Here is a 23643-nt window from a genome sequence, read left to right on the forward strand (position 1 = left end):
CATTTCTCAGTCTTCTGCGCCGTACTCCAATACCCGGGTCAGTTCCGACAGATGTGGCCGTATTGCCTCTCTATCCGCTTCCGGTACCGCTGCCACACGCTCAAGTATCTGCGATGTGCGGCTGATCATCTGCTGAAGCCGCTGCCTCTGGGCCTCGGAGAATTGCGGGTTGGCGGCCACCTCCTGCGACATCTGATCCAGCCGTTTCTGCATGGCCGTTTCGTTGCCTTCCATTTCCACACTGATCAACGCCAGCAGGGCCTGGTCCCCTACCCGGCTCCAGGCGTCGGGATCGTTAAATCCGTGCTTCTTTATGATGGCCTTGAAGGTGCCGTGGGCTTTGTTGCCCTCCAGCAAGGCTACCTTCTCGGACGGCATCAGCGACCCCGGATAATCCCGACCTTCCCGGCCGGCCTCCCAGGCTGACATGAACTGGTCACTGAAAGCCTCGTTGTCCTGCATCTTCTCCATGGTCGCGATAAAACGGCTGACGGCCTGACTGGTCAGCGTCTCGGCCCTGGCAGTCAGCGCCATCAACAGGCAAAACCCGGCAATCACTGTTGCTGTCATTCTGGGTAGGTTGGACAAGACCCATTCCTCCGTGATTACGCATTATCAGGGCACCCTACAGCCCCATTCTCCGGCCCCGAAGGGCCCGGGGAGCCGCTACAGGGACCCGAGCATAGGCCATTACGCGCCCCATAACCGCCCAGTCAAGCACAAATCGGCGATTCATTGTGAATCCTTTATGGCGGTTTTCTTGCCTTATTATCAATGTTTTGCCAGTCTAAAAAGGCGTTAATCAAAACTGCTACGGCTGGTTTCGGGTTTCTCGCGCCTGATTCCGGGGCCCACTTATTACAACAAGAAAGCAGCTCAGTCCCCCAGCCGTGCCTCTTGAAGGACGATGGAGATAAAAGGCATGAACAAGAGCACAACATTCAGGAAAATCGTAGGTGCATCCACTCTCACCCTGGCTGCAGCCATCGCTGCCACCAGCGTGGCCAACGCCGCTACCTGGCGTTATGCCCACGAAGAATATGACGGTGACGTTCAGGACGTTTACGCCGAGCACTTCAAGGACTACGTCGAAGAGAACTCCGATCACCAGATCCAGATCTTCGAATTCGGGCAACTTGGTGAGTCCGACGACATCATGGAGCAGACCCAGAACGGCATCCTTCAGTTCGTTAACCAGTCTCCCGGTTTTACGGGTTCCCTGATCCCCGAAGCCCAGATCTTTTTCATTCCCTATCTGATGCCCACCGATATGGATGCGGTGGTCACGTTCTTCCGCGAGAGCGAGGCCATCAATGAGATGTTCCCGAAACTCTACGCGGAACAGGGCCTGGAACTGCTGCAGATGTACCCCGAGGGTGAGATGGTTATCACCCTGGACGAGAAGGCCACTTCACCGGAGGATCTGCAGAACAAGAAGATCCGGGTTATGACCAACCCGCTGCTGTCGGAAACCTATGAGGCCTTTGGTGCCACTCCGACACCACTGCCCTGGGGTGAGGTTTACGGCGCACTGCAGACCAACATGATCGATGGCCAGGAGAACCCCATCTTCTGGATCGAGTCCGGCGGTCTGTACGAGGTGTCTCCGAACCTTCTGTTCACCGGCCACGGCTGGTTCACTACCGCCATCATGGCCAACCAGGATTTCTATGAAGGCCTGTCCGAAGAAGACCAGAAGCTGGTTCAGGAAGCTGCAGACTATGCCTTCGAGAAAATCATCGATCACATTGACGGCCTGGCCGACGAATCCCTTGCGAAAATCAAGGAAGCCAGTGACGACGTCACGGTTACCAAGCTGAACGATGAACAGATCGAAGCCTTCCGCGAACGCGCGCCTCAGGTAGAGGATGCCTTTATCGAGATGACGGGCGAAAGCGGCAAGAAACTGCTTGATCAGTTCAAGGAAGACCTGAAAGAGGTCCAGAACAACTGATGGTTGAACCGCCCCGGGGGACACCCCCCGGGGCTGGTTTTCTTCCCGGACTTGGAACGGAGTTCTCCCCATGACCAATTCAGCCACCGAACCGGATGAAGCCGAAGGCTACAAATCGGGTCTGCCCGGCCCCCTGGGCGTTGTGGACCTGCTTATTGCAAAGATTGAAGCCGTGATGCTCGCTATCGGCGTGCTGTTGATGGCCCTGAATACCTGCATCAATGTTGTTGCCCGTTTTGTTTTTGGAGAAGGGTTGTTTTTCTCTGGTGAGATCAACCGCATCCTGATTATCCTCATTACCTTTGCCGGCCTGGGCTATGCCGCTCGCCACGGGCGCCACATCCGCATGTCGGCCATCTATGACACTTTGCCGACGGGTGGTCGTAAGGTGCTGATGATCGTCATTGCCTTGTTTACCTCGGTGGTGATGTTCGTCCTCTGCTACTTCTCTGTCGAGTACATCCTCAACCTGTACAGTCGCGGACGGGTTCTTCCCGCCCTGGGCATTCCCATCTGGCTCATCTACATCTGGGTGCCCATCGGCTTCGCCATTACTGGCGTTCAGTATGTTCTGACGGCGATCAAGAACATGGTGGCCAAGGACGTCTACCTGTCGACCTCGGTGCTGGACGGTTACGCCGACACCGAAACCGAGATCTGACACCCGCAAGAGCAAGAAAAAAAGGAATCACTCATGGCAACGTTATTACTGGTGATCATGATCGTGCTGCTCCTGCTGGGCTTCCCGATGATGATCCCGCTTCTCACCGCTGCGCTGGTCGGCTTCTACGAAATGTTCAATGGCTTCGGCCAGATGACCACCCTGGTACAGCAGATGATGGGTGGCATCCGCCCCGCCTCACTGATTGCCGTACCCATGTTCATCCTTGCCGCCGATATCATGACCCGCGGCCACTCGGCGGACCGGCTGATTGCCATGGTCATGTCGTTCATTGGTCACATCAAGGGCGGCCTGGCCATCAGCACGGCCACCTCCTGTACCCTGTTTGGTGCCGTTTCGGGCTCCACCCAGGCTACGGTGGTGGCCATCGGTTCGCCATTGCGCCCCAAAATGCTCAAGGCGGGCTACTCCGACTCCTTTACCCTGGCCCTGATCATCAACTCCAGTGATATCGCGTTCCTGATACCACCCAGTATCGGCATGATCATCTACGGGGTTATCTCGGAGACCTCCATCGCCGAGCTGTTCATTGCCGGTATTGGCCCGGGCATCATGATTCTGGCGATGTTCTCCGCCTACTGCCTGTTCTACGCCATCCGTAACAAGGTGCCCACCGAAGCCAAATCCACCTGGGGTGAGCGTGCCCGGTCCGTGCGGGAGGCCCTCTGGCCACTTTTCTTCCCGGTAATCATCGTGGGGGGCATCTATGGCGGCATTTTCAGCCCGACAGAGGCCGCAGCGGTATGCGTGCTCTATGCCCTGCTACTGGAGTTCGTTATCTTCCGGTCGCTGAAGACCATTGATATCTATCGCATTGCCAAGTCCACCGGTCTCATTACAGCCGTGGTGTTTATCCTGGTGGCCGCCGGTAACGGCTTCTCGTATATCATTTCGTTTGCCCAGATACCCCAGGCCATCCTGTCGGCGGTGGGTGTCAATGAGGCCGGCCCCGTGGGCGTTCTGATTGCCATTTGTGTGGCTTTCTTTGTGGCCTGCATGTTTGTGGACCCGATCGTTGTCATCCTCGTGCTGACGCCCATCTTTGCGCCGGCCATTCAGGCCACGGGGCTCGACCCGGTGCTGGTTGGTGTACTGATCACCCTGCAGGTAGCCATCGGCTCGGCCACGCCGCCGTTCGGCTGCGATATCTTCACGGCTATCGCAATCTTCAAACGCCCCTACTGGGAGGTCATTCGCGGAACACCGCCGTTTATCATCATGCTGGTGGCGGCAGCGGGTCTGCTGATTGCCTTCCCGCAAATTGCGCTGTTCCTGCGCGACGTGGCATTCCGTTGATCAAAAAGCGCCGATTTGCGCTGAGGAGGTGATCATGTTTCGACGAATTCTGGTAGCCGTAGATGGTTCCACACATGCCATGGTTGCCCTGGAAAAGGCTGTGGAGTTCCAGAAGCTGACCGGGGCAGAGCTCTACCTGCTCTGTGTCTACAAGCACCACAGCCTGTTTGAGGCCTCACTCTCGATGGTGCGGTCCAAGGAGCCCCCGATCCCCGACCAGGCCCTGTCTGAGCACGCCAGGGATGTGGTGGAGTACGCCAAGGAGCATGCGACTAAACTGGGCGCTTCTGGCGTACGCGGCTTTGTCAAAGGTGGCAAGCCCTCCAAAACCATCGTCAAGTTTGCCAGGCAGCACGACATCGACCTCATCGTGGTCGGCTCCCGCGGTAGTGATAGCGACAAGGACGGGATGATACTGGGCAGCGTCTCCCAACGGGTGGCCAGCATGGCCAAATGCCCGACCCTGGTGGTCTGAGGCATTGATTCCCGTGTTCCGGCCCCCATAATTGGTGTAAGAGGTCGATATTCCCGATAGACCAAAGGGAGGACAACAGACGATGACTGCAGACACTCCACCAGATGAAAATGGCCGGGCCAGGGACCGCCGGTTCTCGGTATCGAGCAATCGCGGTGCCGCCAGCCATCGGCTGCGCTATGTGGAAGCCGGCGGAGCGTCGGTGGACACGGAAGAATGCTCATTCTGCCAGTCCAACCCGGAGCTGGACTGGCAGGCAGAATCAGCCAGCCCAGCGGGGGACACCACCAACGCGGGGAAAAGGCCAAAGCAAGATTAAATCCACGTCATGGAACCGTTTGGCCGGCTTATTGTCTGAAATGCTGAACGTTAACGATTGAAAGTTAAACCCGGTCCATTATGATGGAACGCAGGGTATTAACCACTGACCGATCATATTACGGAGAGAAACATGGAAAACAGGCGTTTTAACGTCAACCAGAATCAGGGTAGCTATGCGGCCACCCGCGCCGGCTCAGGCACGGAGATCAGCGCCGACGCCAGGAAGGTGTTGAAAAACACCTATATGCTGCTGGCGATGACGCTTGTGTTCAGTGCGGTCATGGCCGGTGTGGCCATGGCGCTTAATCTGAGCCATGGCATCGGCCTGGTCTGCTCCTTGGGTGCGCTGGCACTGATCTGGCTGGTGCTTCCCCGTACTGCCAACAGCCCCGCCGGTATCGGAGTGGTATTTGCCTTTACCGGCCTGCTGGGTATTTCTCTTGGTCCGTTGCTGTCCCACTACCTGGCCATGTCCAATGGCGGCACCATCGTCATGCAGGCCCTGGGCGGCACAGCCCTGGTTTTCTTCGCCCTGTCGGGCTACGTGCTGACCACCAAGAAGGACTTCTCCTTCATGCGCAGCTTCCTGGTAGCGGGCATGGTTGTGGTTATCGTTGCCATGCTGGGTGGCCTGGTTGCAAGCTTGTTTGGCGTCGATATCAGCATGTTCAGCCTCGCCCTGAGCGCGGCCATCGTGCTGCTGATGTCCGGCTTCATCCTGTTTGACACCAGTCGCATCGTGAACGGCGGCGAAACCAACTACGTGATGGCAACCGTTGGGCTGTACCTCAGCATCTACAATCTGTTTGTCTCGCTGCTCCACCTCCTTGGTGCCTTCAACGAGTAAGTCACCGGAGTGCTTCATGGCATTTCCAGAGCCCCGCATTGCGGGGCTTTTTTCTTGGCACCACACCCCCTGAATTTGGCAGAATACCCCTTTCAAAGCACAAGAGATGCATCATGTCTGATACCAGGGCGTCCCACCTGCCCGGATATACCGTTGTGATTACCGGCGCACCCTATGTCAGCCAGGCGCCTGCCACCGCCTATGCCTTCTGCCGTGCGCTGCTCGATTCCGGCCATGCCGTTGACCAGGTGTTTCTATACGGCGACGGGGTAATCCTGGCGTCGGCGCTGAACACGCCACCATCCGATGAAGTTAACTGGACCACACGGTGGCAGGAACTGCTCGCCAGCCACCGGATTCCGGCGGTGGCCTGCATTGCCTCAGCCCTGCGCAGGGGCTTGCTGAACGAGCAGGAAGCCCAGCGGTATGACCGGCCAGCCGCCAACCTCACCGACGGCTTCGAGATTGCAGGCCTGGGTGAATGGGTCGAAGCCGGAGCCAGCTCGGAGCGGATGATCTACTTTCATGGGGGGGCGTGAAATGGCGGCCATCCAGTTGATCGTGATCGACACCCCACCCTACGGCGACTGGCGCGGACGTGAGGCCCTCGACATGGCGCTGTCGCTGGCGGCCTTTGACCGTCCTGTTGCCCTGCTGTTTCGGGGCGAAGGGGTAAACTGGCTGCGCCCTGGGCAGGACGGCGCTGCCCTCAGCCAGAAGACCGTCAGCCGCAACCTGGGCGCCGCCAGAATGTTTGGCGTTGCCGAACTGTTCGCCGACAGCGATGCATTGGCCCGCTTCGCCATTGAGCGCCCTGACCCTGAGGTCAAGGCTGTAACACCAGACGCCGGTTTCTATGGAGATTTCAGCCAGGTCGTGCAGTTATGACAAACACTCCCGTTGCTACACTTCACATCCTCAACAAACGTCCTGAGCACCATCGGTTCCGGGCCTGTCTGGACGCCATGGCGCCGGGCGATGTCCTACTGCTGATCGAGAACGCCGTTCTTGCCCTGGCTGATGCGGGGGTACACCTGCCGGAGGGCACCCGCGCCCTGCAGGCGGATTGCGTCGCGCGGGGTCTGGTTACGCGCCCGGGCGAAAAGGTCGAGCTGCTGGATTACCTCGGCATGACACACCTCACTGACCGCTTTTCACGCCTGATCAGTTGGTAAACCCTGAACGGAGAGTTGCGGATGTCGTTTCCCGAACGCAATAGTGAAGGATTTCTGGAGGACGCCTGGCAATGGGATGAATCCGTGGCGGCGGAAATTGCTGCCGAGTCCGACATATCCCTAACCCAGGAACACTGGGAAATCATCGAGTTATTAAGGGTTTTTTACAAGGAACATGAAATGGCACCTCCCTCCAACCGGCTGTTTGTCAAAGCCGTCAGGGAGATTCTGGGCGAAGACAAGGGCAACAGTATCTACCTGATGCAGCTGTTCCCGGGTACACCCGCCAAGACCGCCTGCCGCATTGCCGGCCTGCCCCGGCCAACCAACTGCCTGTAACAGCAGAAAGCCCCGGCGTCTCGCGACCTCCGGGGCTTTCTGTTCCCGACTACCAGACGGACCTTCCGCCCGGGTAACAACGGCGGTTACTGGTAGTAGGCATTCTCCTTGTAGGAGTGATCTGTCACGTCGCGTACCGCGCTGATTTCCGGCACCCGCTCCTTCAGAGTGGACTCGACGCCCTGCTTCAGGGTCAGGCTCACCGCGCTACAACCCTGACAGCCACCACCGAACCGGAGCACAGCCACGGATTCGTCGACAATCTCCACCAGTTGCACATCGCCACCGTGGGAGGCCAGGCCCGGATTGATCTCAGAGGCCAGGATGTAGTTGACCCTGTCAGGCAGTGGCGCGTCCTCATCAATGTTCGGAACCTTGGCGTTGGGCGCCTTGATGGTCAGCTGGCCACCCATCTGGTCCTTGGCATAGTCCACGTAGGCTTCTTCCAGAAACGGGACAGAGTTCTGGTCGAGGTACAGGGGGAATTTGCCCAGATCCAGCTGCTCATCCGTGGGCACCACTTCGTTGGGAGGACAGTAGGCAAGGCAGGTCTCGGCATGCTTGGTTCCCGGCTGCGTCACGAAAATACGCACACCCATGCCTTCCACGTCCTGCTTGTTGATCAGTTCAGCAAGATAGTCTCTTGCGGAGTCGGTAACGGTTACCAGTGCCATTGCGTCAACCTGTCTGTAAATGTGAGTTCATTTTAACGGAGATCACGGCATCCTGAAAGACCAAGTGTTTTAGTCAGTCTTTATCAGAGATAGTGCCTGCAGCCCCGGTTTTCAAGGTCGCCATGACTTGACAATTGTCGTCCCCGGCAGGACGCAAGACGGTAAGTTTGCTATTATGCCCCGCTCAAAATGGCACACTCATTATTCCCGGACAGCTCTTATCATGACCGATCGCGCAACCCGACTTGCCCAGCTCCACCAGGCCCTCAAGGAACGTATTGTGGTTCTCGACGGCGGTATGGGCACCATGATCCAGAATCAACGGCTGGACGAGGCGCAATTCCGTGGTCAGCGTTTCCGGGACTACGATCGTGAGGTCCAGGGCAACAATGACCTGCTCTGTCTGACCCAGCCGGAACTGCTGACCCGCATCCATGCCGACTACCTGGCAGCCGGCGCGGATATTATCGAGACCAATACCTTTAACTCCACCCGGCTGTCTCAGGCTGACTACGGTCTGGAAGACATCGTTCCGGAACTGAATCGTGAATCCGCCCGTCTCGCCAGGGCCATTGCCGACGAGTTCACTGCCAGGGAACCACACAAGTCCCGATTTGTGGCCGGTGCCATCGGCCCCACTTCCCGCACCGCCTCCATCTCGCCGGACGTCAACAACCCCGGCTACCGGAACGTGGATTTCCAGACCCTGGTGGACAATTACTACGAGGCCGCCCGGAACCTGACCGAAGGCGGCTGCGACCTGCTGTTGATCGAGACCATCTTCGATACCCTGAATGCCAAGGCGGCCATCTACGCGGTACAGCAGTATTTCGAGGACTCCGGTATCGAGTTGCCGCTGATGATCTCCGGCACCATCACCGATGCCTCCGGCCGCACCCTGTCGGGCCAGACCACCGAGGCCTTCTGGAATTCCGTGGCCCACGCCCGGCCCCTGACCGTAGGCCTCAACTGCGCCCTGGGCGCCGATGCCCTGCGTCCCTACGTGGAAGAGCTGTCCGCCAAGGCGGAAACCTACGTCAGTGCCCATCCCAACGCCGGCCTGCCCAACGAGTTTGGCGAATACGACCAGACCCCGGAGGAAATGGCAGAGATTATCGAGGGCTTCGCCCGGGATGGCTTCCTGAACATCATTGGCGGCTGCTGCGGCTCGGCACCGGAGCATATTGAGGCGGTCGCCAACGCGGTGGCCAAGTATCCACCACGGCAGATTCCGGAGCGGCCAAAGGCCCTGCGCCTGTCGGGCCTGGAACCCTTTACCGGCGATGAGAATACCCTGTTCATCAACGTGGGCGAGCGAACCAACGTCACCGGTTCCAAGCGCTTCCTGCGCCTGATCAAGGAGGAGCAGTACGAGGAAGCCCTCAGCGTGGCCCGGGACCAGGTGGAGAACGGCGCCCAGATCATCGACATCAACATGGACGAGGGCATGCTGGATTCAAAGGAGGTGATGGTCACCTTCCTGAATCTGGTGGCCTCGGAGCCGGATATCTCCCGCGTGCCCATCATGCTCGACTCCTCCAAGTGGGACGTGATCGAGGCAGGCCTGCGCTGCGTGCAGGGCAAGTCGGTGGTCAACTCCATTTCCCTCAAGGAAGGCGAGGAGGAGTTCCTCAAGCGGGCCCGGGACTGCATGCGCTATGGTGCGGCGGTCGTGGTCATGGCCTTTGACGAGGACGGGCAGGCAGATACCTTCGAGCGCAAGACCGAGATCTGCAAGCGCTCCTACGATCTGCTGGTGGGCATCGGTTTCAACCCGGGGGATATCATCTTCGACCCCAACATCTTCGCCATCGCCACCGGCATCGAGGAGCACAACAACTACGCGGTGGACTTCATCAATGCCACCCGCTGGATCCGCGACAACCTGCCCCATGCCTCCATCTCCGGCGGCGTCAGCAACGTGTCCTTCTCGTTCCGGGGCAACGACGTGGTGCGCGAGGCCATTCACTCGGTGTTCCTGTACCACGCCATCAAGGCCGGCATGAACATGGGTATCGTCAACCCCGGCCAGCTGGTGGTCTATGACGAGATCGACCCGGAGCTCAAGGAGCTGGTGGAAGACGTGGTGCTGAACCGCCGCGACGACGGCACCGACCGTTTGCTGGAGATCGCCGAGCGTTACAAGGGCCAGGGCGGCAAGACCCGTGAGGAAGACCTGGCCTGGCGGGAATGGCCTGTTGAAAAGCGGGTGGAGCATGCCCTGGTGAAAGGGATTACCACCTACATCGTCGAGGACGCCGAGGAATGCCGTCAGCAGGCAGGTCATCCCATCGAGGTCATTGAAGGCCCGTTGATGGCCGGCATGAACGTGGTGGGTGACCTGTTCGGCGACGGCAAGATGTTCCTGCCCCAGGTGGTCAAGAGCGCCCGGGTGATGAAACAGGCGGTGGCCCACCTGATCCCCTATATCGAGGCAGAGAAGTCCGAAGGTCAGCGGGCCAAGGGCAAGATCCTCATGGCCACGGTGAAGGGCGATGTGCACGACATCGGCAAGAACATCGTGGGCGTGGTGCTGCAGTGCAACAACTACGAAGTGATCGACATGGGCGTGATGGTGCCCTGCGACAAGATCCTGGCGACCGCCAAAGCCGAGAATGTGGATATTATCGGCCTGTCCGGCCTGATCACCCCGTCACTGGACGAAATGGTTCATGTGGCCCGGGAGATGCAGCGGCTGGACTTCCAGGTGCCCCTGATGATTGGCGGCGCCACCACGTCCAAGGCCCATACCGCGGTCAAGATCGAACCCCAGTACAAGAACGATCTGGCACTGTATGTGTCGGATGCCTCCCGCTGTGTCAACGTGGCCTCCACGCTGCTCAGCCGCAATGGCAAACCCGAGTACGTCGAGGCCACCCGCAAGGAATACGACGAGATCCGGGAACGGCGCAAGAACCGTGGCGAACGCACCAAGCTGGTCTCCCTGCGGGAAGCCAGGGAGCGGGCCCCGGAGATCGACTTCCAGTCGGTCAGTCCTGCCAGACCCGCCTTTCTCGGGGTTCGTAGCTTTGACGACTATGACCTCAATCTGCTGCTGGACTATATCGACTGGACGCCCTTCTTCATATCCTGGGACATTGCGGGCAAGTACCCCGCCGTTTTCGACGATCCCAAGCGTGGCGAGGCCGCCCGCCATCTGTTCGACGACGCCCAGGTCATACTGAAACGGATTATCGATGAGAAAAGGATCCGGGCCCGCGCAGTGATCGGTTTCTGGCCGGCCCATCGCCGGGGTGACGATATTGTGGTCTACCGGGACGAATCCTGCAGTGAGGAACTGACCGTGCTGCACCACCTGCGCCAGCAGGATGACAAGGCCCCGGGGCAGCCCATGCGGGCACTGTCCGATTTTGTGGCCCCGGAAGGTGGCGACTGTGATTATGTGGGTGGCTTCGCGGTGACCACCGGCATCGGTGCCGAGGAATTCTCCCTGGAATTCAAGGACGCCAATGACGACTATAATGCCATCATGGTCAAGGCCCTGGCAGACCGGCTGGCAGAAGCCTTTGCCGAGCATATGCACGAACGGGTACGCAAGGAGTTCTGGGGTTACCGGCCCGAAGAGGCGCTCAGTAATGACGAGCTGATCAAGGAAAAGTATCAGGGCATCCGCCCTGCCCCAGGCTATCCCGCCTGCCCGGATCACACGGAGAAGGAAACCCTGTTCGGGCTGCTGCAGGCACCGGAAAACGCCGGCATCGAGCTGACCGAGCACTTTGCCATGTTCCCCACAGCGGCCGTGTCCGGCTGGTATTTTGCCCATCCGGAGTCGAAGTATTTTGCCGTTGGCAAAATCGGCAAGGACCAGGTGGCCGACTACGCGGAACGTAAGGGGCTGAGCAAGGCAGAAGCGGAACGCTGGCTGGCGCCAAGCCTCGCCTACGATCCGGCGGAATAATCGGAACCGGGCGGGCAGCCCTCTGCCCGCTCCAGCTCACCTGGTCGCCGACAATAACAAAACGACAGGAGTAACCATGGCAGACGACGACAACAAGCAGGACCGATCAGCCCCGGATAACGCCCGAGGTCGCAGGAAAGGGCCCGGCGTTCTCAAGGTTCTGCAAAGTGTCCTGGCGGGGGCGTTTGGCGTGCAGTCCGGCAAGCGTCACCAGGAGGACTTCAGCAGTCACAGCCCGTGGCCCTATATTATTGCCGGTATTATCTTCACCGTGGGGTTCGTGGTGGCACTGGCCCTGATCGTCAGCTGGGTGCTGGCCGGGCAATAGATGGCGGGTGGGAAAAACTCAAGGATTCGGGCAGGTACACCGAAAGGTATAACCTGCCGCCAGGATCCGCGCCTGTTTACTGGCCTGCAACCCAGGTAACCGCAAAAGCGACTACCAGTGCTATCAACAGCGTAAAGGCGATAGCGTCGACCTGGCTGTCATTGAGCGAGCTTTTCTTCATATCCGGTTCTCCGATTGACATTTGTTGGTCTTGTTCTGGTCCGATCTGGTCTCGTGACGTCCGGTTACCACGTCCGGGATTTACCTTAATCTAGGCGAGACGCGGCTGCAAGTCCACCTGACAGCGACTGGCAATGCCAACACGATTCGCATTCTATTGCCTTTATACCCCCTGCCCTGCTTATCACCATAATCGATTACCATATTTGGAAATAATCATTTTAAGAATAAGGACGTGGTGCTATCCTGCCCGCCATCAGCACTCATTGACTCATGTCATCTCCGGGCAGGTATTTCAGCCGCCGGAGGTCGTGCCACAGAACGATTCAGGACCATCCGATTATGTACGTTTATGATGAACACGACCGGCAGATTCTCGCTGAGCGGGTAGCCCAGTTCCGGGACCAGACCGATCGTGCACTGGCCGGCGAACTGGCCGAGGACGAGTTCCTGCCCCTTCGCCTCCAGAACGGGCTCTATGTGCAGCGTCTGGCACCCATGCTGCGTATCTGCATTCCCTACGGCATGCTCAGGGCGGAGCAGTTGCGCCGCCTTGCCCGTATTACCCGGGATTATGACAAGGGCTACGCTCACTTCACCACCCGTCAGAACGTGCAGCTGAACTGGCCGGCCCTGGAAGACGTGCCGGACATCCTGGCGGAACTGGCGGAAGTGGAAATGCACGCCAACCAGACCAGTGGTAACTGCATCCGCAACACCACCACAGACCAGTTCGCCGGCGTGCAGTCTGACGAGATTACCGACCCACGCCCTTACTGCGAAATTATCCGCCAGTGGTCAACGTATCACCCGGAGTTCGCGTTCCTGCCCCGCAAGTTCAAGGTAGCCGTGAACGCCTCCGAGCACACTGACCGTGCCGCCATCCAGGTCCATGACATCGGCCTGCAGATGGTTCACAACGATGCCGGCGAACTTGGTTTCCGGGTTCATGTGGGTGGCGGCCTGGGCCGCACGCCCATGGTGGGGCCGGTAATCCGTGACTTTATCCCGGAGCTGGACCTGCTGACCTACCTGGAAGCCATTCTGCGTGTTTACAACCGCTATGGTCGCCGGGACAACAAGTACAAGGCGCGGATCAAGATCCTCGTCAAGGCACTGACACCGGAAGGCTTCGCCGAGCGGGTCGAGGCGGAATGGGCCCATATCAAGGACTCTCCGACCCGGCTCACCCGGGATGCCATCGACCGGATGAAGACCTATTTTACCGAACCGGATTACCAGGCACTGGACGACAACCCGGACGTGCTGGCATCTGCCCGTGCAGACAGCAAGCCTTTCAATAACTGGGTCAGCCGTAACGTGAACGAGCACCGCAAGCCGGGCTACGCCATCGTAACGCTGACCATGAAGAAGACAGGCACGCCGCCCGGTAACGTCTCCGACCGCCAGCTGGAGCAAATTGCCGAGCTTGCGGAACGCTACAGCTTTGGCGAAGTGCGGGTGACCCACGAACAGAACGTGGTGCTGGCCGACGTGCGACAGGACCAGCTTTACGATCTGTGGCAGGACATCCGCCCCATGGGCTTTGCCACCGCCAACCTGAACACCCTGACGGACGTGATCTGCTGCCCCGGGGGCGACTATTGCGCCCTGGCCAACGCCAAGTCGATACCGGTAGCGGAGACCATCCAGCGTCGTTTCGACAACCTGGACTACCTCTATGACCTGGGCAACATTGACCTGAACATCTCCGGCTGCATGAATGCCTGCGGCCACCACCACGTCGGCCACATCGGCGTGCTGGGCGTCGACAAGAAGGGTGAGGAGTACTACCAGATCAGCCTGGGTGGCGCCTCGCAGCACGACGCCGCCATCGGCAAGATCCTGGGCCCGTCCTTCGCTCGTGAGGACATGCCTGAGGTGGTCGAGAAGATCATTAACGTCTACGTCGACAACCGTACCGAAGAGGAAGAGTTCCTCGACACCTATCGCCGTATCGGCATCACCCCGTTCAAGGAGCGCGTCTATGCCTGAGATCATCCGTCACGACGGCAGCATAGTGGCCGATGACTGGCAGGTGCTGGCAGACCCCGGTGAAGGCGAAGCCCTGGAGTTGCCCGACGCCCCTTGCCTGGTTCCGGCGGAGCTCTGGCTTGCGGGTCGTGAGCATTACGCAGGCAAGCCGGAGATCGGACTCTGGCTGGACAGCCATGAAGAACCCGAGCTTGTTGCTGACCACATACATGAGCTGCCCCTGATCGCGGTGAACTTTCCCAAGTTCAGCGATGGTCGTGGCTACTCCTCTGCCCGCCTGCTACGTGAGCGGTTCGGGTACCGGGGTGAACTCAGGGCGATCGGTGATGTGCTGCTGGATCAGCTCCAGTTCATGAAGCGCTGCGGCTTCGACAGCTACGTTCTGCGCCCGGACAAGGACATTACCAAGGCACCCCGCTGCCTGAATTTCTTCAGCAATGCCTATCAGGCCGCCACCGACAACGATGAACCGCTGTTCCGTCGGCGCGGTGAATTCCCGGTTGCCACTGCCTGATCGGGTTAGTGTCCCGTGCGAATTAGCCGCACGGGACACTGGAAAAAAAACGCTGGCCTGGCCAGCGTTTTTTTATGCCTTGAACAAAGGCCTGCCAGCCATGGCAAGCCCTGATCAGAGGCTGTGATCCAGTACGATCTTGCCACTGGAGTTCCCACCCAGAAAGGCCTTGAGTGCAGCATCCAGATCCTTGCGGGCAATGTCCCGGGCAGAGGCTTCAGTCTTCGGGCAGGCCCAATCGGAAGACAGCTTTTGCCAGACGGCTTCCTTGTCAGCCAGGGGAATCTCGACAGAGTCCACGCCCAACAGGTTCACGCCCCGCAGGATAAATGGCATCACTGTGGTCTCCACCTTGGGTCCCGCAACCAGACCGCAGCAGGACACCGACCCGCCCGGCTGGAGTTGCTTGAGAATCTCGGCCAGCGGGCTGCCGCCGACCGTATCCACGGCATTGGCAAATCCCGGCTTCAGCATGGGCTTGGAGGAGGCCTCCAGGGCGTCGCGACCAACCACTTCCTCTGCGCCCAACGCCTTGAGGGCGTCGACATGATCGGCCTTGCCTGATACCGCCGTGACCCGAAAACCGAGGCCCGCCAGGATCTCCACAGCCACGGTGCCGACCGCCCCACTGGCACCGGACACCAGGACCGACCCCTGCTCCGGAGCGGCCCCCATGCGCAACAGCTTGCCGACACAGAGACCAGCGGTCAGGCCTGCGGTCCCATAAACCATGGCCTTGCGAGCATCCCAGCCCTGGGGCATGGCCACACACCACTCGGCCGGAACCCGGATATACTCACCAAACCCACCCGGCGTATTCATGCCCAGGTCATAGCCCGTCACGATCACCTGGGTACCAACCGCCGGTTGGCCAGCGGATTCCACCACTTCACCGGCGGCGTCAATGCCCGGGGTATGGGGAAAGGTACGGGTGACGCCCTTGTTGCCGGAAGCAGACAGGGCGTCCTTGTAGTTCAGGGAGGAGTGGCTGACCCGAATCAACACCTCGTTGTCAGGCAGATCGGCAGTGCTGCAGGTTTCCTCGGCACCCACGTATTCACCATCCTTCTCGTGGACGCGCCATGCCTGGTATTCAGTATCGTTGCTCATAACCTGTCTCCTGATTGGGGGGTTAGTGTTATTGGATGTTCTGATTGCGGAAGGCACTCAGCACGCGCCAGACAGTGGCCTCCATTGCCGTAGTGGCGGCCAGGCCGAGCTTTTCCGGAAGGGTACGCTTGCGCTGGAAGCTCACAGTGACAACGTCGGAACGGTCACAGGCATTGATCAGATATTCATCGGAGGTAAGGATTTCATCCACCAGCCTGACTTCAAGAGCACGGGTACCGAACCAGATGTCACCATTGGCGACCGCATCCACGTCCAGATCCGGCCGGCGCTCACGGACATAGTCCTTGAACAGGTGATGGGTATCTTCCAGGTCTTCCAGGAACTTGGTGCGGCCCTTTTCCGTGTTCTGACCGAAAATGGTCAGCGTCCGCTTGTGCTCACCGGCTGTCAGGATCTCATAGTCCACGTCGTGTTTCTTCAGAACCCGGTGGAAGTTGGGCAATTGCGCCACTACACCAATGGAACCAAGCACCGCAAAGGGTGATGCCACGATCCGGTCCGCGACGCAGGCCATCATGTAACCACCACTGGCCGCCACCTTGTCAACACAGGCCGTCAGCCGGATGCCCTTGCCACGGATACGGTCCAGCTGCGCCGCTGCCAGTCCATAGGCGTGTACCAGCCCACCGCCACTTTCCAGACGCACCATGACCTCGTCGCGCCCGGGCTCGGCCACGGCCAGTACCGCCGTAACGGACTTGCGCAGTGTTTCCGTATCACTGGCCTTAATATCACCATCAAAATCGATGACAAACGTTTTCGGACGGGCTTCCTCTTCGGTCTTCTCTGCCCCCTTCGCCGCTTTCTTCTTGGCCTTTTCCGCCTTCTGCTTCGCCTTCTTCCAGATTTTCCGCTGATCCGGCGAGAGCATCCGGCTCTCTATGGTTTCCCGAAGCTTGCGGTACTTTTCGTTCAGCCGGCGGACGGTGAGTTCGCCCTCGTCATCGCCCTCACCCCGTGAGCGCTGTACGGCGGAGGCAATCATGACGATAACCACCACCGCCGCAACAACAAAGGTGACGACTTTTGCGAGAAACAGACCGTAGTCAGAGAGGAATTCCAAGGTACGCTCCATGATCAATACTGAATTGAGACCTGATTGTAACCGAGGCCACTAAGGGTACAACCTTACCTGCACCAAAAGTTGCACAATGAAAGAGAACAAGCCATCAAACGATCGTTTGATTTTTTCTTGACACTCCCACGCCGCAGCCCTAAAGTCGGACTGAACCGGCTGGCCGGTCCATTCAGTGAAATGCGATAACCACAGTCGCACAGTACGTTACAACAAAGGGAAAAATAATGTCCGTAGCCCAGGTATTCCAGAAATTCGAGCAGAACTTCAACCCCGATGCCGCCGAAGGCATGGATCTGGTGTTCCAGTTCAATATCGAGGATGACCAGAACTACCACCTGATCATCAAGGATGGTACCTGCAAGATGGTCGAGGGCGACCACGACGATCCATCCGTCACCCTGATCATGGACTCCGCCACCCTCAACGGCATTGTCTCCGGCGAGACCGACGGCATGCAGGCATTTATGTCCGGTCAGCTGCGCGCTGAAGGTGACATGATGCTGGCCACCAAGCTCGGACAGCTGTTCTCACTGAACTGAGTGTTTGCCGACAGTACGAAAAAGGGCATCCCACGGGATGCCCTTTTCGTGTCTGTTGCCGGCAAAACAGGCACGGCTTTTCCTGGGGGATACCCGCCCGCTAGTCCTCCCAAAGGCGCACCGCTGCCCTCGCCTCCTCATTGACCGGTACGGTGACCAGCCCGCTGGAAGACAACCGGATGTCATAGCGTGCCCCGTCTTTCAGGGGCATGTAGGTGGCACTGCCATACAGGCCTTCCATGAACGGCAGGTTCCAGGTCTGGTCCAGCTGCCAGAGGTCCGGCCAGCTTTCATCACCCACGGCTTCAACGGTACGGTTGCCGGTGCGCTCCTGCTCCAGGGAGTGATAGCGCCCGCTGATACGCTCCAGCCGGTAACCGGGTTTCACGCCCAGCCAGCCAAAAGGGCCTTCAAAGCGGATGATACGGGCGTCCAGCTGCCACTCGTCGCCGTTGATGGTCCAGGACTGCGCCGACTCCCCCGGCTGCTCCAGTCGCACCCGCCAGGTCTGTTCGCCAACCCCTTCAATACCGAGGGATCCTATGGTTTCCATGTGAGACAGGGCCTGGTAATGGCGTAACTCCATCGCCACGGCAATGCCGTAGCCCCCCCCCGCAACCAGCACCAGGACAAACATGCCCTTGATCCAGCCCATCAGCCATTGCGGGCGCAGGAAGAACGCCAGGCCAATCAGAATCAGGATGCCGCCAAGCCCGAACAGAACCAGTATCGCCATGGAATAGGACATCGACTACAGGCCTCCATCATCCAGGGAGGATTCCGCCAGCTTGAGAAGATCCGGATTACGGTTATCGCGGGTACCGATGGTCTCGATGTAGTACTCCAGCGACGTCAGCGCGTCAGCCAATGACTCCAGCACCGCGTTGCCGGGTGGTTCCTTCACGTCCAGCAGGCGACTCTGAATGGACCTGGACACCCGCTCCATCACGTCCGCCGCATCCGGGTCGCCGCTAAGCAGTAGCCCGCCCCAGATACTGTGTAGGGTATGGGGCAGGTTCGCCAGGTGCAGCTTGTCGTAGTCGGATTCCACAAACGCGGTGATGGCCCGTTTGGCCAGGGTCAGCGCACTGCGGGCTTCATCCCCCACCACGATGATGGCCTCCCGGATGTAAAGGGATTCTTCACGGGTATCCGGGCGGGCTATGGCCAGGGCATCGGTTTCCGAGGTGATGCCCCGGGAAACCATTTGCTGGACCGCGTTCTCGATACCCAGCACGGCATCCGCCAGGGAGTAAAGTTCGTCCTCGGCTGGCAGGGCGCCGGCATGCTCCCAGGTGCGCAGGCGTTCGGCCTCGTCACGGGCAATGTCCGCGAGCTGATTCAGGTCCAGCATGTTCAGGGTATTGGACAGCCGGTTAAGTGAGTCGGCAATGGTGGACAGCTCACTCAGGTCGGGCTCGATGCCACGCTCGATAATATCCAGACGATCCTTGAGCTGGTTGAGCTCGTCCTGCAGTGCCGTGGAGAGCGATTTGAGCACATCGGCGCCCGGGCCATACAACCGCTTGCGGTGTGCCTCCATCATGGATTCGGGGTAGTCCGAAGGTGCCAGTTTCCAGGCACCCAAAATGCGCTGCACTTCCTGGTTACCGGACCCACTGCGATAAAGCAGGTAGACCAGTTCGCGGATGATGGCATCATCCAGGGTTCGTCGCGCGGCGGTGCGGCCGACATACACCATGTCGCGGCTGTACTTCTCGATCCGCATAAGCAACCGCTTGCGGGCCTTGTTGAAGCCCATGGTCCGGTCAGTCATGGTGTCGGCGACGACCATCAGCAGACACCACAGTTGCTTGAGCTGGCCATCCCCGCACAAACGGGCGAAGCCACGGGAGGCCCGCGCGATAAGCCTCTTGCTGACCACCTCGTTACGCTCACGAATCACGCCGATAAGGGCGACCTGAAACATCAGCCGCATGCGTCGGGCGTAGGTCTCGAACTCATCTTCCGAAAGCTCCAGCGGCTGCGTCGAGGTTCCGAGGCAGAAATCCGGTCGCTTCTCGGTGTCCAGTTCAAAGAAATAGGATTCCGGGTGAGGTTGTTCACCACGGGCAACGCGCAATTCGTTGATGATGGGCAGCAACAGTTCCGGATGGTCCTCTCGCTGCTGGTGGTAATATTCCACATAACGGCGGAGGATAAACAGTGAGCTGTTAAGGGTCGTCAGCAGGATATTCTTGTCGTCGCTGGCGCCCACCGGTACATCGTTGGCCACCATGACCGCCTCCTTGCACAGGAGGGTGCCACCACGCAGCTCTACCAGCACAAAGATGCCCCGGAGCTGGTTCAGGTAATCCACACAGTTCTGCAGGTCTTCACCACTTTCGCGGTTTTCCTGGAAGCGCTCAAGGCTGGTTTCCGCGTTGCGGATGGTCTGCTCTATTTCACTTTTGACCAGATCGAACGACTGGGACTTCGTCGCTAGTGACGACTGAATCATAAACTGACGCTTCCTGTCTCAGCATTGCCTGCGCAGGTACCGTTATAGTCTGCAGGTACCTCCTGCACAGGCATGGCCTGAACAGGGGTTTCCCGACGGTCGCGGGTCAGGCCCGCCCCGTAAAGACACGGGTTCTGCCTGGCCGGGCACCACACGACCTTCTGGTACAGCGCAGGTTTCTCGTGGGCTACCCGGACGAATCGCCGTAATACAAGGACTCGTGTGCCGTTCGGGCAACTTACTGTCAGCAAATTATCCGAACGGCACACTACCTGTTACTTATAACACAAAAGTCAGCCCGCTCAAGCTACTGGGGCTACTACTTTCAAGATATCCTAAGCAGTTCTCAGTTCTGTCACTTACTGGTACGAAACCTGTTTCAAGGGTCCGGATTTTCCCGTCAACTTCGCCAGACGGCTTCACCGCCGGCCTTTTCCACGGTATCCAGGAAGGCCTCGTGGGCAGCCAGCTCGTCGTCAGTCGCCCGTACCACCGCCAGCCTCGGGCGATCCCCGGGAAGACGCCGTATGGTCGCCGCCCCTTCGTCACCCTCCCCCGCTGCATCCAGCGACAGGGCCGTCTGGCCACCGGTCAGCAGCAGGAACACGTCGGCCAGGATTTCCGCATCCAGCAACGCGCCATGGAGCTCCCGATTGCTGTTATCCACACCGTAGCGTTTGCAGAGCGCGTCGAGGTTGTTTTTCTGACCGGGGTGCCGGCGACGGGCAATGGCGAGGGAGTCCAGTATGCCGCAATGGTCCGCTACCTTGCGCACGGGCTTGAGGCGGGCAAACTCGGCATCCATGAAGCCCACATCGAACGCTGCATTGTGGATGACCAGTTCGGCGCCCTTGATGAACTCAAAGAACTCCCCGGCGATTTCGGCAAAGCGAGGCTTGTCCGCCAGGAACTCGTTGGTAATACCGTGGATCGAAATGGCTTCCTCTTCCACTTCCCGATCCGGATTGATGTAGACGTGATAGTGCCGGCCGGTCAGTTTTCGCTCAAACATCTCGACACAGCCGATTTCGATAATGCGATGGCCTTCCGCCGGGTCAATACCAGTGGTTTCCGTATCCAGAACGATCTGTCTCATGCTTAGTGTCCCGTTTGGTTAATTCGTTGATCTACTGAGCCACTGAGAGCCTTGAGAGCAAGGCGCGGTGACGAAGGTATGGTGGTTCCAAATCGAGTCAGCGCAACGCGGCTATCAAGGCTCTCAGTGGCTCCCGAAGGGCGCGACGCTGGCCCCTCTGGCCGGTGTTGCCAGCCCTTGATGTGGGACCACCAAACCGGCGGACTGGCGCCTTGGCCAGAGGGCCCAGCGTCACGCAGTAGGTCAACGAATTAACCAAACGGGACACTGGCTCTACTCCGCCTATGCTGAGGCCAGTTTTTCAATGCCGAGATTGGCCAGTGCGTCGGCCCGCTCATTACCCGGAACACCGGAATGACCCTTGACCCAGTGCCACCGGATCTCGTGTCTGGCGACCTCCTCGTCAAGGGCCCGCCAGAGGTCCGCGTTCTTAACCGGCTTGCGGGCGGCGGTTTTCCAGCCATTCTTTTTCCAGCCGGCCATCCACTCGGTAATGCCTTTGCGCACGTATTGGGAGTCTGTGTAAAGATCCACCAGACAGGGCCGTTTCAGGGCTTTTAGCCCCTCAATGGCGGCCATCAGCTCCATGCGGTTATTGGTGGTTGCCCGCTCTCCTCCGAAAAGCTCGCGGGAGCGCTCACCATGGCTCAGCAATGCGCCCCAGCCACCGGGGCCGGGATTGCCCTTGCAGGCACCGTCGGTATACAGGGTTACAGTTCCAGTCATTAAGGCTTCCGGGTAGTGTGTTCTTTGTCACGGCGATGCACCCTGTCATGGGCGTAACCCCGTCGTGAGATACCGAGTGTACCGGGAGCCGGCATCGGAATCACCTTACCGGGTCGCCACGCCCGCCGGCGTGATATCGGGGCGCATACGCGCTTGGTGGCCAGCACACAGTAATAGGCACCCAACGGCAGCATGCCCTGGGTGCCGGCGTATTCCAGCAGGCTGGGCCCCGCCGCCTTTGACGCGCTCTGCAGTGGCAGGCGGAAGAAGTAGCTGCCCGAACGCTCCACGGAGAAGTCCAGCAGGTTGAGCCAGTCCTCCATGCGCGATCGCAGCAGAAAGCGACCGCCCCATGGCCCGCGCCGTCGCCGACTCAGCAGGCGACGGACGCCCCAGGAACTGATCGGATTGAACCCGAGAACCAGCAACTGCCCTCCGCCACGCAGGACCCGGGAGGATTCCCGCAGGACCTGGTGTGGCCAGGCGGTAAAATCCGCCGTGTGATGCAGTATGACCAGGTCAATCGACCCGGAGGGAAAAGGCAGCTCATCGGGATCACAGACCACGACGCCGTCGGGAAGCCCCTTACGCCAGTAGGGTGTCGCCACGATGTGCTGGGTGAAGTCGGAATCCGGTGCCAGGGGTAACCGGTTACTCAAGGCAATATGAAGCTGTCGGGCACCACCCAGCTCCGCCACATGGGTGCTGACACAGGCACGCTGGTCCTCCAGCAACGCCTGGCCCAGTGAGGACTGGAACCAGGCCTCGAAGCTGCGATGCGATGCCCGGTAATCGGGCTGTTGTCGGCGCCGGCGGCGGATCATCCGCTGCCACTTCCAGCCTTGAGAATTTGCCATCCCTTACCCCGACCGTCGGTGGGCGCCCTTGGGCACGGGCAACCCGATGCTTTATGATAACAGGCACCCATCATCCGAAACGAGGGCTCTATGCTGACCATCACACCGATACCAGCGTTCTCTGATAACTACATCTGGTGCCTGGCAGACACTGACTCCGGCAAGGCCCTGATTGTCGACCCTGGCCAGGCAGAACCCGTGGCGCAATACCTCATACGGAATCAGCTCGTCCTCGATACCATCCTGGTCACCCACCACCATCCCGACCATACCGGCGGCATTGCCGGCCTGCGGGAGCAGTTCAATCCGTCGAGAATCGTGGCGCCGACGGACTCTCCCTTCACCGACGGAACCGATACGGTACATGCCGGTGACGAAGTCGTCTGGGAATCGCTCACGTTCCAGGTACTGGCCACCCCGGGCCACACCCTCGACCATATTGCGTACTTCTGTGACAGCCCGGTGGAAGGACGCCCGGTACTCTTTTGCGGCGACACACTGTTTGCCTGCGGCTGCGGGAGGCTGTTCGAAGGCACGCCCGGGCAGATGGTGGAATCCCTCGCCGGCCTGCGGGCGCTGCCGGATGAGACCAACGTGTTCTGTGCCCATGAGTACACCCTGGCCAACCTCCGCTTTGCCCGCAGCTGGCTACCGGACGATGCGGCCCTGGCGTCATTTGAAGAACATTGCCAGGCACTCAGGGACGACGACAAACCCACTGTACCGGTGGTACTGGGTGACGAGAAGCAGCGCAACCCCTTTCTTCGCTGGGATGAGCCGGTGCTGATCCGTGCCGCCGAAGCCTATGGCCGCAAGCACAACCTTGTAACCGATAGTGACAGCGGCGTGTTTGCGGCAGTGCGTCACGGCAAGGACAATTTCTGATCAGATACACTGTAAACCGACGCACCACGGCCGTGATCGTGGCGTCGGCGTTGCTATCCCGTAACGCAGGGCTGATTGACCCGGATTCGGCGGTTACATAAAATCGCGAACGTTTCTTAGAACCCGTTGACCCGCTCGGCAGCCAGGGAAACAGGCTGGAACCCGTCCGAG

Annotated in this window: 25 protein-coding genes; 16 read left to right on the forward strand and 9 right to left on the reverse strand. The window is 59.3% G+C overall.

Translation table 11 applies throughout. The annotated features are described in order from the left end of the window. Window positions 1-6 precede the first annotated feature (6 nt). The gene (locus ACFOZ5_RS15680) at window positions 7-588 is read right to left on the reverse strand and encodes a hypothetical protein (RefSeq protein WP_379888995.1); all 582 of its coding nucleotides are present in this window, start codon (window positions 586-588) and stop codon (window positions 7-9) included. A 334-nt stretch (window positions 589-922) separates the two neighbouring features. Between ACFOZ5_RS15680 and ACFOZ5_RS15685 the strand changes: the two genes are divergently transcribed. The 10 genes from ACFOZ5_RS15685 (at window position 923) to ACFOZ5_RS15730 (ending at window position 7089) form a co-directional block, all read left to right on the forward strand. Continuing rightward, window positions 923-1954 (forward strand): TRAP transporter substrate-binding protein, encoded by a 1032-nt coding sequence (locus tag ACFOZ5_RS15685; protein WP_379888997.1) that lies wholly within the window; start codon window positions 923-925, stop codon window positions 1952-1954. A gap of 70 nt (window positions 1955-2024) precedes the next feature. Then, window positions 2025-2615, forward strand: coding sequence for a TRAP transporter small permease (locus ACFOZ5_RS15690; protein ID WP_379888999.1), 591 nt, complete (start codon window positions 2025-2027; stop codon window positions 2613-2615). 33 nt (window positions 2616-2648) lie between these two features. Next, complete coding sequence (locus ACFOZ5_RS15695; protein WP_379889001.1) at window positions 2649-3932, forward strand: TRAP transporter large permease; 1284 nt, start codon at window positions 2649-2651, stop codon at window positions 3930-3932. 34 nt (window positions 3933-3966) lie between these two features. Next, complete coding sequence (locus ACFOZ5_RS15700; protein ID WP_379889003.1) at window positions 3967-4407, forward strand: universal stress protein; 441 nt, start codon at window positions 3967-3969, stop codon at window positions 4405-4407. Window positions 4408-4489: 82 nt separating this feature from the next. Next, a complete protein-coding gene (locus ACFOZ5_RS15705) occupies window positions 4490-4726 on the forward strand; it encodes a hypothetical protein (protein ID WP_379889005.1) in 237 nt (78 codons plus the stop codon). 132 nt (window positions 4727-4858) lie between these two features. Beyond that, entirely contained in the window at window positions 4859-5575 is a 717-nt protein-coding gene (locus tag ACFOZ5_RS15710) for a Bax inhibitor-1/YccA family protein (RefSeq protein WP_379889007.1), read from the forward strand. A 113-nt stretch (window positions 5576-5688) separates the two neighbouring features. Beyond that, window positions 5689-6114 (forward strand): sulfurtransferase complex subunit TusD, encoded by a 426-nt coding sequence (gene tusD, locus ACFOZ5_RS15715; protein WP_379889009.1) that lies wholly within the window; start codon window positions 5689-5691, stop codon window positions 6112-6114. Continuing rightward, complete coding sequence (locus tag ACFOZ5_RS15720; protein WP_379889011.1) at window positions 6101-6463, forward strand: DsrE family protein; 363 nt, start codon at window positions 6101-6103, stop codon at window positions 6461-6463. The genes tusD and ACFOZ5_RS15720 overlap by 14 nt, the downstream gene beginning before the upstream one ends. Then, entirely contained in the window at window positions 6460-6750 is a 291-nt protein-coding gene (gene tusB, locus ACFOZ5_RS15725; RefSeq protein WP_379889013.1) for a sulfurtransferase complex subunit TusB, read from the forward strand. The genes ACFOZ5_RS15720 and tusB overlap by 4 nt, the downstream gene beginning before the upstream one ends. Window positions 6751-6771: 21 nt before the next feature. After that, window positions 6772-7089 (forward strand): TusE/DsrC/DsvC family sulfur relay protein, encoded by a 318-nt coding sequence (locus ACFOZ5_RS15730; protein ID WP_379889015.1) that lies wholly within the window; start codon window positions 6772-6774, stop codon window positions 7087-7089. A gap of 86 nt (window positions 7090-7175) precedes the next feature. Here ACFOZ5_RS15730 and nfuA read toward each other — a convergent pair whose 3' ends face one another. Beyond that, window positions 7176-7763 carry a Fe-S biogenesis protein NfuA gene (gene nfuA, locus ACFOZ5_RS15735; RefSeq protein WP_379889017.1) on the reverse strand — a complete coding sequence of 196 codons (588 nt, stop codon included), beginning with the start codon at window positions 7761-7763 and terminating at the stop codon, window positions 7176-7178. Window positions 7764-7986: 223 nt separating this feature from the next. Between nfuA and metH the strand changes: the two genes are divergently transcribed. The 4 genes from metH (at window position 7987) to ACFOZ5_RS15755 (ending at window position 14699) form a co-directional block, all read left to right on the forward strand. Next, entirely contained in the window at window positions 7987-11682 is a 3696-nt protein-coding gene (metH, locus tag ACFOZ5_RS15740) for a methionine synthase (RefSeq protein ID WP_379889019.1), read from the forward strand. Between the two features lie 76 nt (window positions 11683-11758). After that, a complete protein-coding gene (locus ACFOZ5_RS15745; RefSeq protein WP_379889021.1) occupies window positions 11759-12010 on the forward strand; it encodes a DUF2970 domain-containing protein in 252 nt (83 codons plus the stop codon). A gap of 522 nt (window positions 12011-12532) precedes the next feature. Continuing rightward, window positions 12533-14185, forward strand: a complete 1653-nt coding sequence (locus tag ACFOZ5_RS15750) for a nitrite/sulfite reductase (protein WP_379889023.1) — start codon at window positions 12533-12535, stop codon at window positions 14183-14185. Beyond that, the gene (locus ACFOZ5_RS15755; protein ID WP_379889025.1) at window positions 14178-14699 is read left to right on the forward strand and encodes a DUF934 domain-containing protein; all 522 of its coding nucleotides are present in this window, start codon (window positions 14178-14180) and stop codon (window positions 14697-14699) included. Before ACFOZ5_RS15750 ends, ACFOZ5_RS15755 begins: the two co-directional genes overlap by 8 nt. A gap of 114 nt (window positions 14700-14813) precedes the next feature. Here the strand turns inward: ACFOZ5_RS15755 and ACFOZ5_RS15760 are convergent, their stop codons facing one another. Further along, window positions 14814-15809 carry a YhdH/YhfP family quinone oxidoreductase gene (locus tag ACFOZ5_RS15760; RefSeq protein WP_379889027.1) on the reverse strand — a complete coding sequence of 332 codons (996 nt, stop codon included), beginning with the start codon at window positions 15807-15809 and terminating at the stop codon, window positions 14814-14816. 28 nt (window positions 15810-15837) lie between these two features. Next, window positions 15838-16893, reverse strand: a complete 1056-nt coding sequence (gene sohB, locus ACFOZ5_RS15765; protein WP_379889029.1) for a protease SohB — start codon at window positions 16891-16893, stop codon at window positions 15838-15840. Between the two features lie 239 nt (window positions 16894-17132). Between sohB and ACFOZ5_RS15770 the strand changes: the two genes are divergently transcribed. Then, window positions 17133-17447 (forward strand): SCP2 sterol-binding domain-containing protein, encoded by a 315-nt coding sequence (locus ACFOZ5_RS15770; protein WP_379889031.1) that lies wholly within the window; start codon window positions 17133-17135, stop codon window positions 17445-17447. Window positions 17448-17547: 100 nt separating this feature from the next. Here the strand turns inward: ACFOZ5_RS15770 and ACFOZ5_RS15775 are convergent, their stop codons facing one another. The 5 genes from ACFOZ5_RS15775 to ACFOZ5_RS15795 form a co-directional block, all read right to left on the reverse strand. Beyond that, complete coding sequence (locus tag ACFOZ5_RS15775) at window positions 17548-18195, reverse strand: multidrug transporter (RefSeq protein ID WP_379889033.1); 648 nt, start codon at window positions 18193-18195, stop codon at window positions 17548-17550. A 3-nt stretch (window positions 18196-18198) separates the two neighbouring features. Beyond that, window positions 18199-19908, reverse strand: coding sequence for a chemotaxis protein (locus tag ACFOZ5_RS15780; RefSeq protein WP_379889035.1), 1710 nt, complete (start codon window positions 19906-19908; stop codon window positions 18199-18201). 400 nt (window positions 19909-20308) lie between these two features. Next, entirely contained in the window at window positions 20309-21004 is a 696-nt protein-coding gene (gene dnaQ / locus ACFOZ5_RS15785) for a DNA polymerase III subunit epsilon (RefSeq protein WP_379889037.1), read from the reverse strand. 282 nt (window positions 21005-21286) lie between these two features. Next, the gene (gene rnhA / locus ACFOZ5_RS15790) at window positions 21287-21730 is read right to left on the reverse strand and encodes a ribonuclease HI (protein WP_379889039.1); all 444 of its coding nucleotides are present in this window, start codon (window positions 21728-21730) and stop codon (window positions 21287-21289) included. Next, on the reverse strand, window positions 21730-22587 hold the full coding sequence (locus ACFOZ5_RS15795) for a class I SAM-dependent methyltransferase (RefSeq protein WP_379889041.1): 858 nt from the start codon (window positions 22585-22587) through the stop codon (window positions 21730-21732). Before ACFOZ5_RS15795 ends, rnhA begins: the two co-directional genes overlap by 1 nt. A 90-nt stretch (window positions 22588-22677) precedes the next feature. On the opposite strand from ACFOZ5_RS15795, the gene gloB reads away from it, so the two are divergent. Beyond that, the gene (gloB, locus tag ACFOZ5_RS15800) at window positions 22678-23472 is read left to right on the forward strand and encodes a hydroxyacylglutathione hydrolase (RefSeq protein WP_379889043.1); all 795 of its coding nucleotides are present in this window, start codon (window positions 22678-22680) and stop codon (window positions 23470-23472) included. Window positions 23473-23643 lie beyond the last annotated feature (171 nt).

It is taken from the genome of Marinobacter lacisalsi, assembly GCF_042651045.1.
GTDB classification, from domain to species: domain Bacteria; phylum Pseudomonadota; class Gammaproteobacteria; order Pseudomonadales; family Oleiphilaceae; genus Marinobacter; species Marinobacter lacisalsi.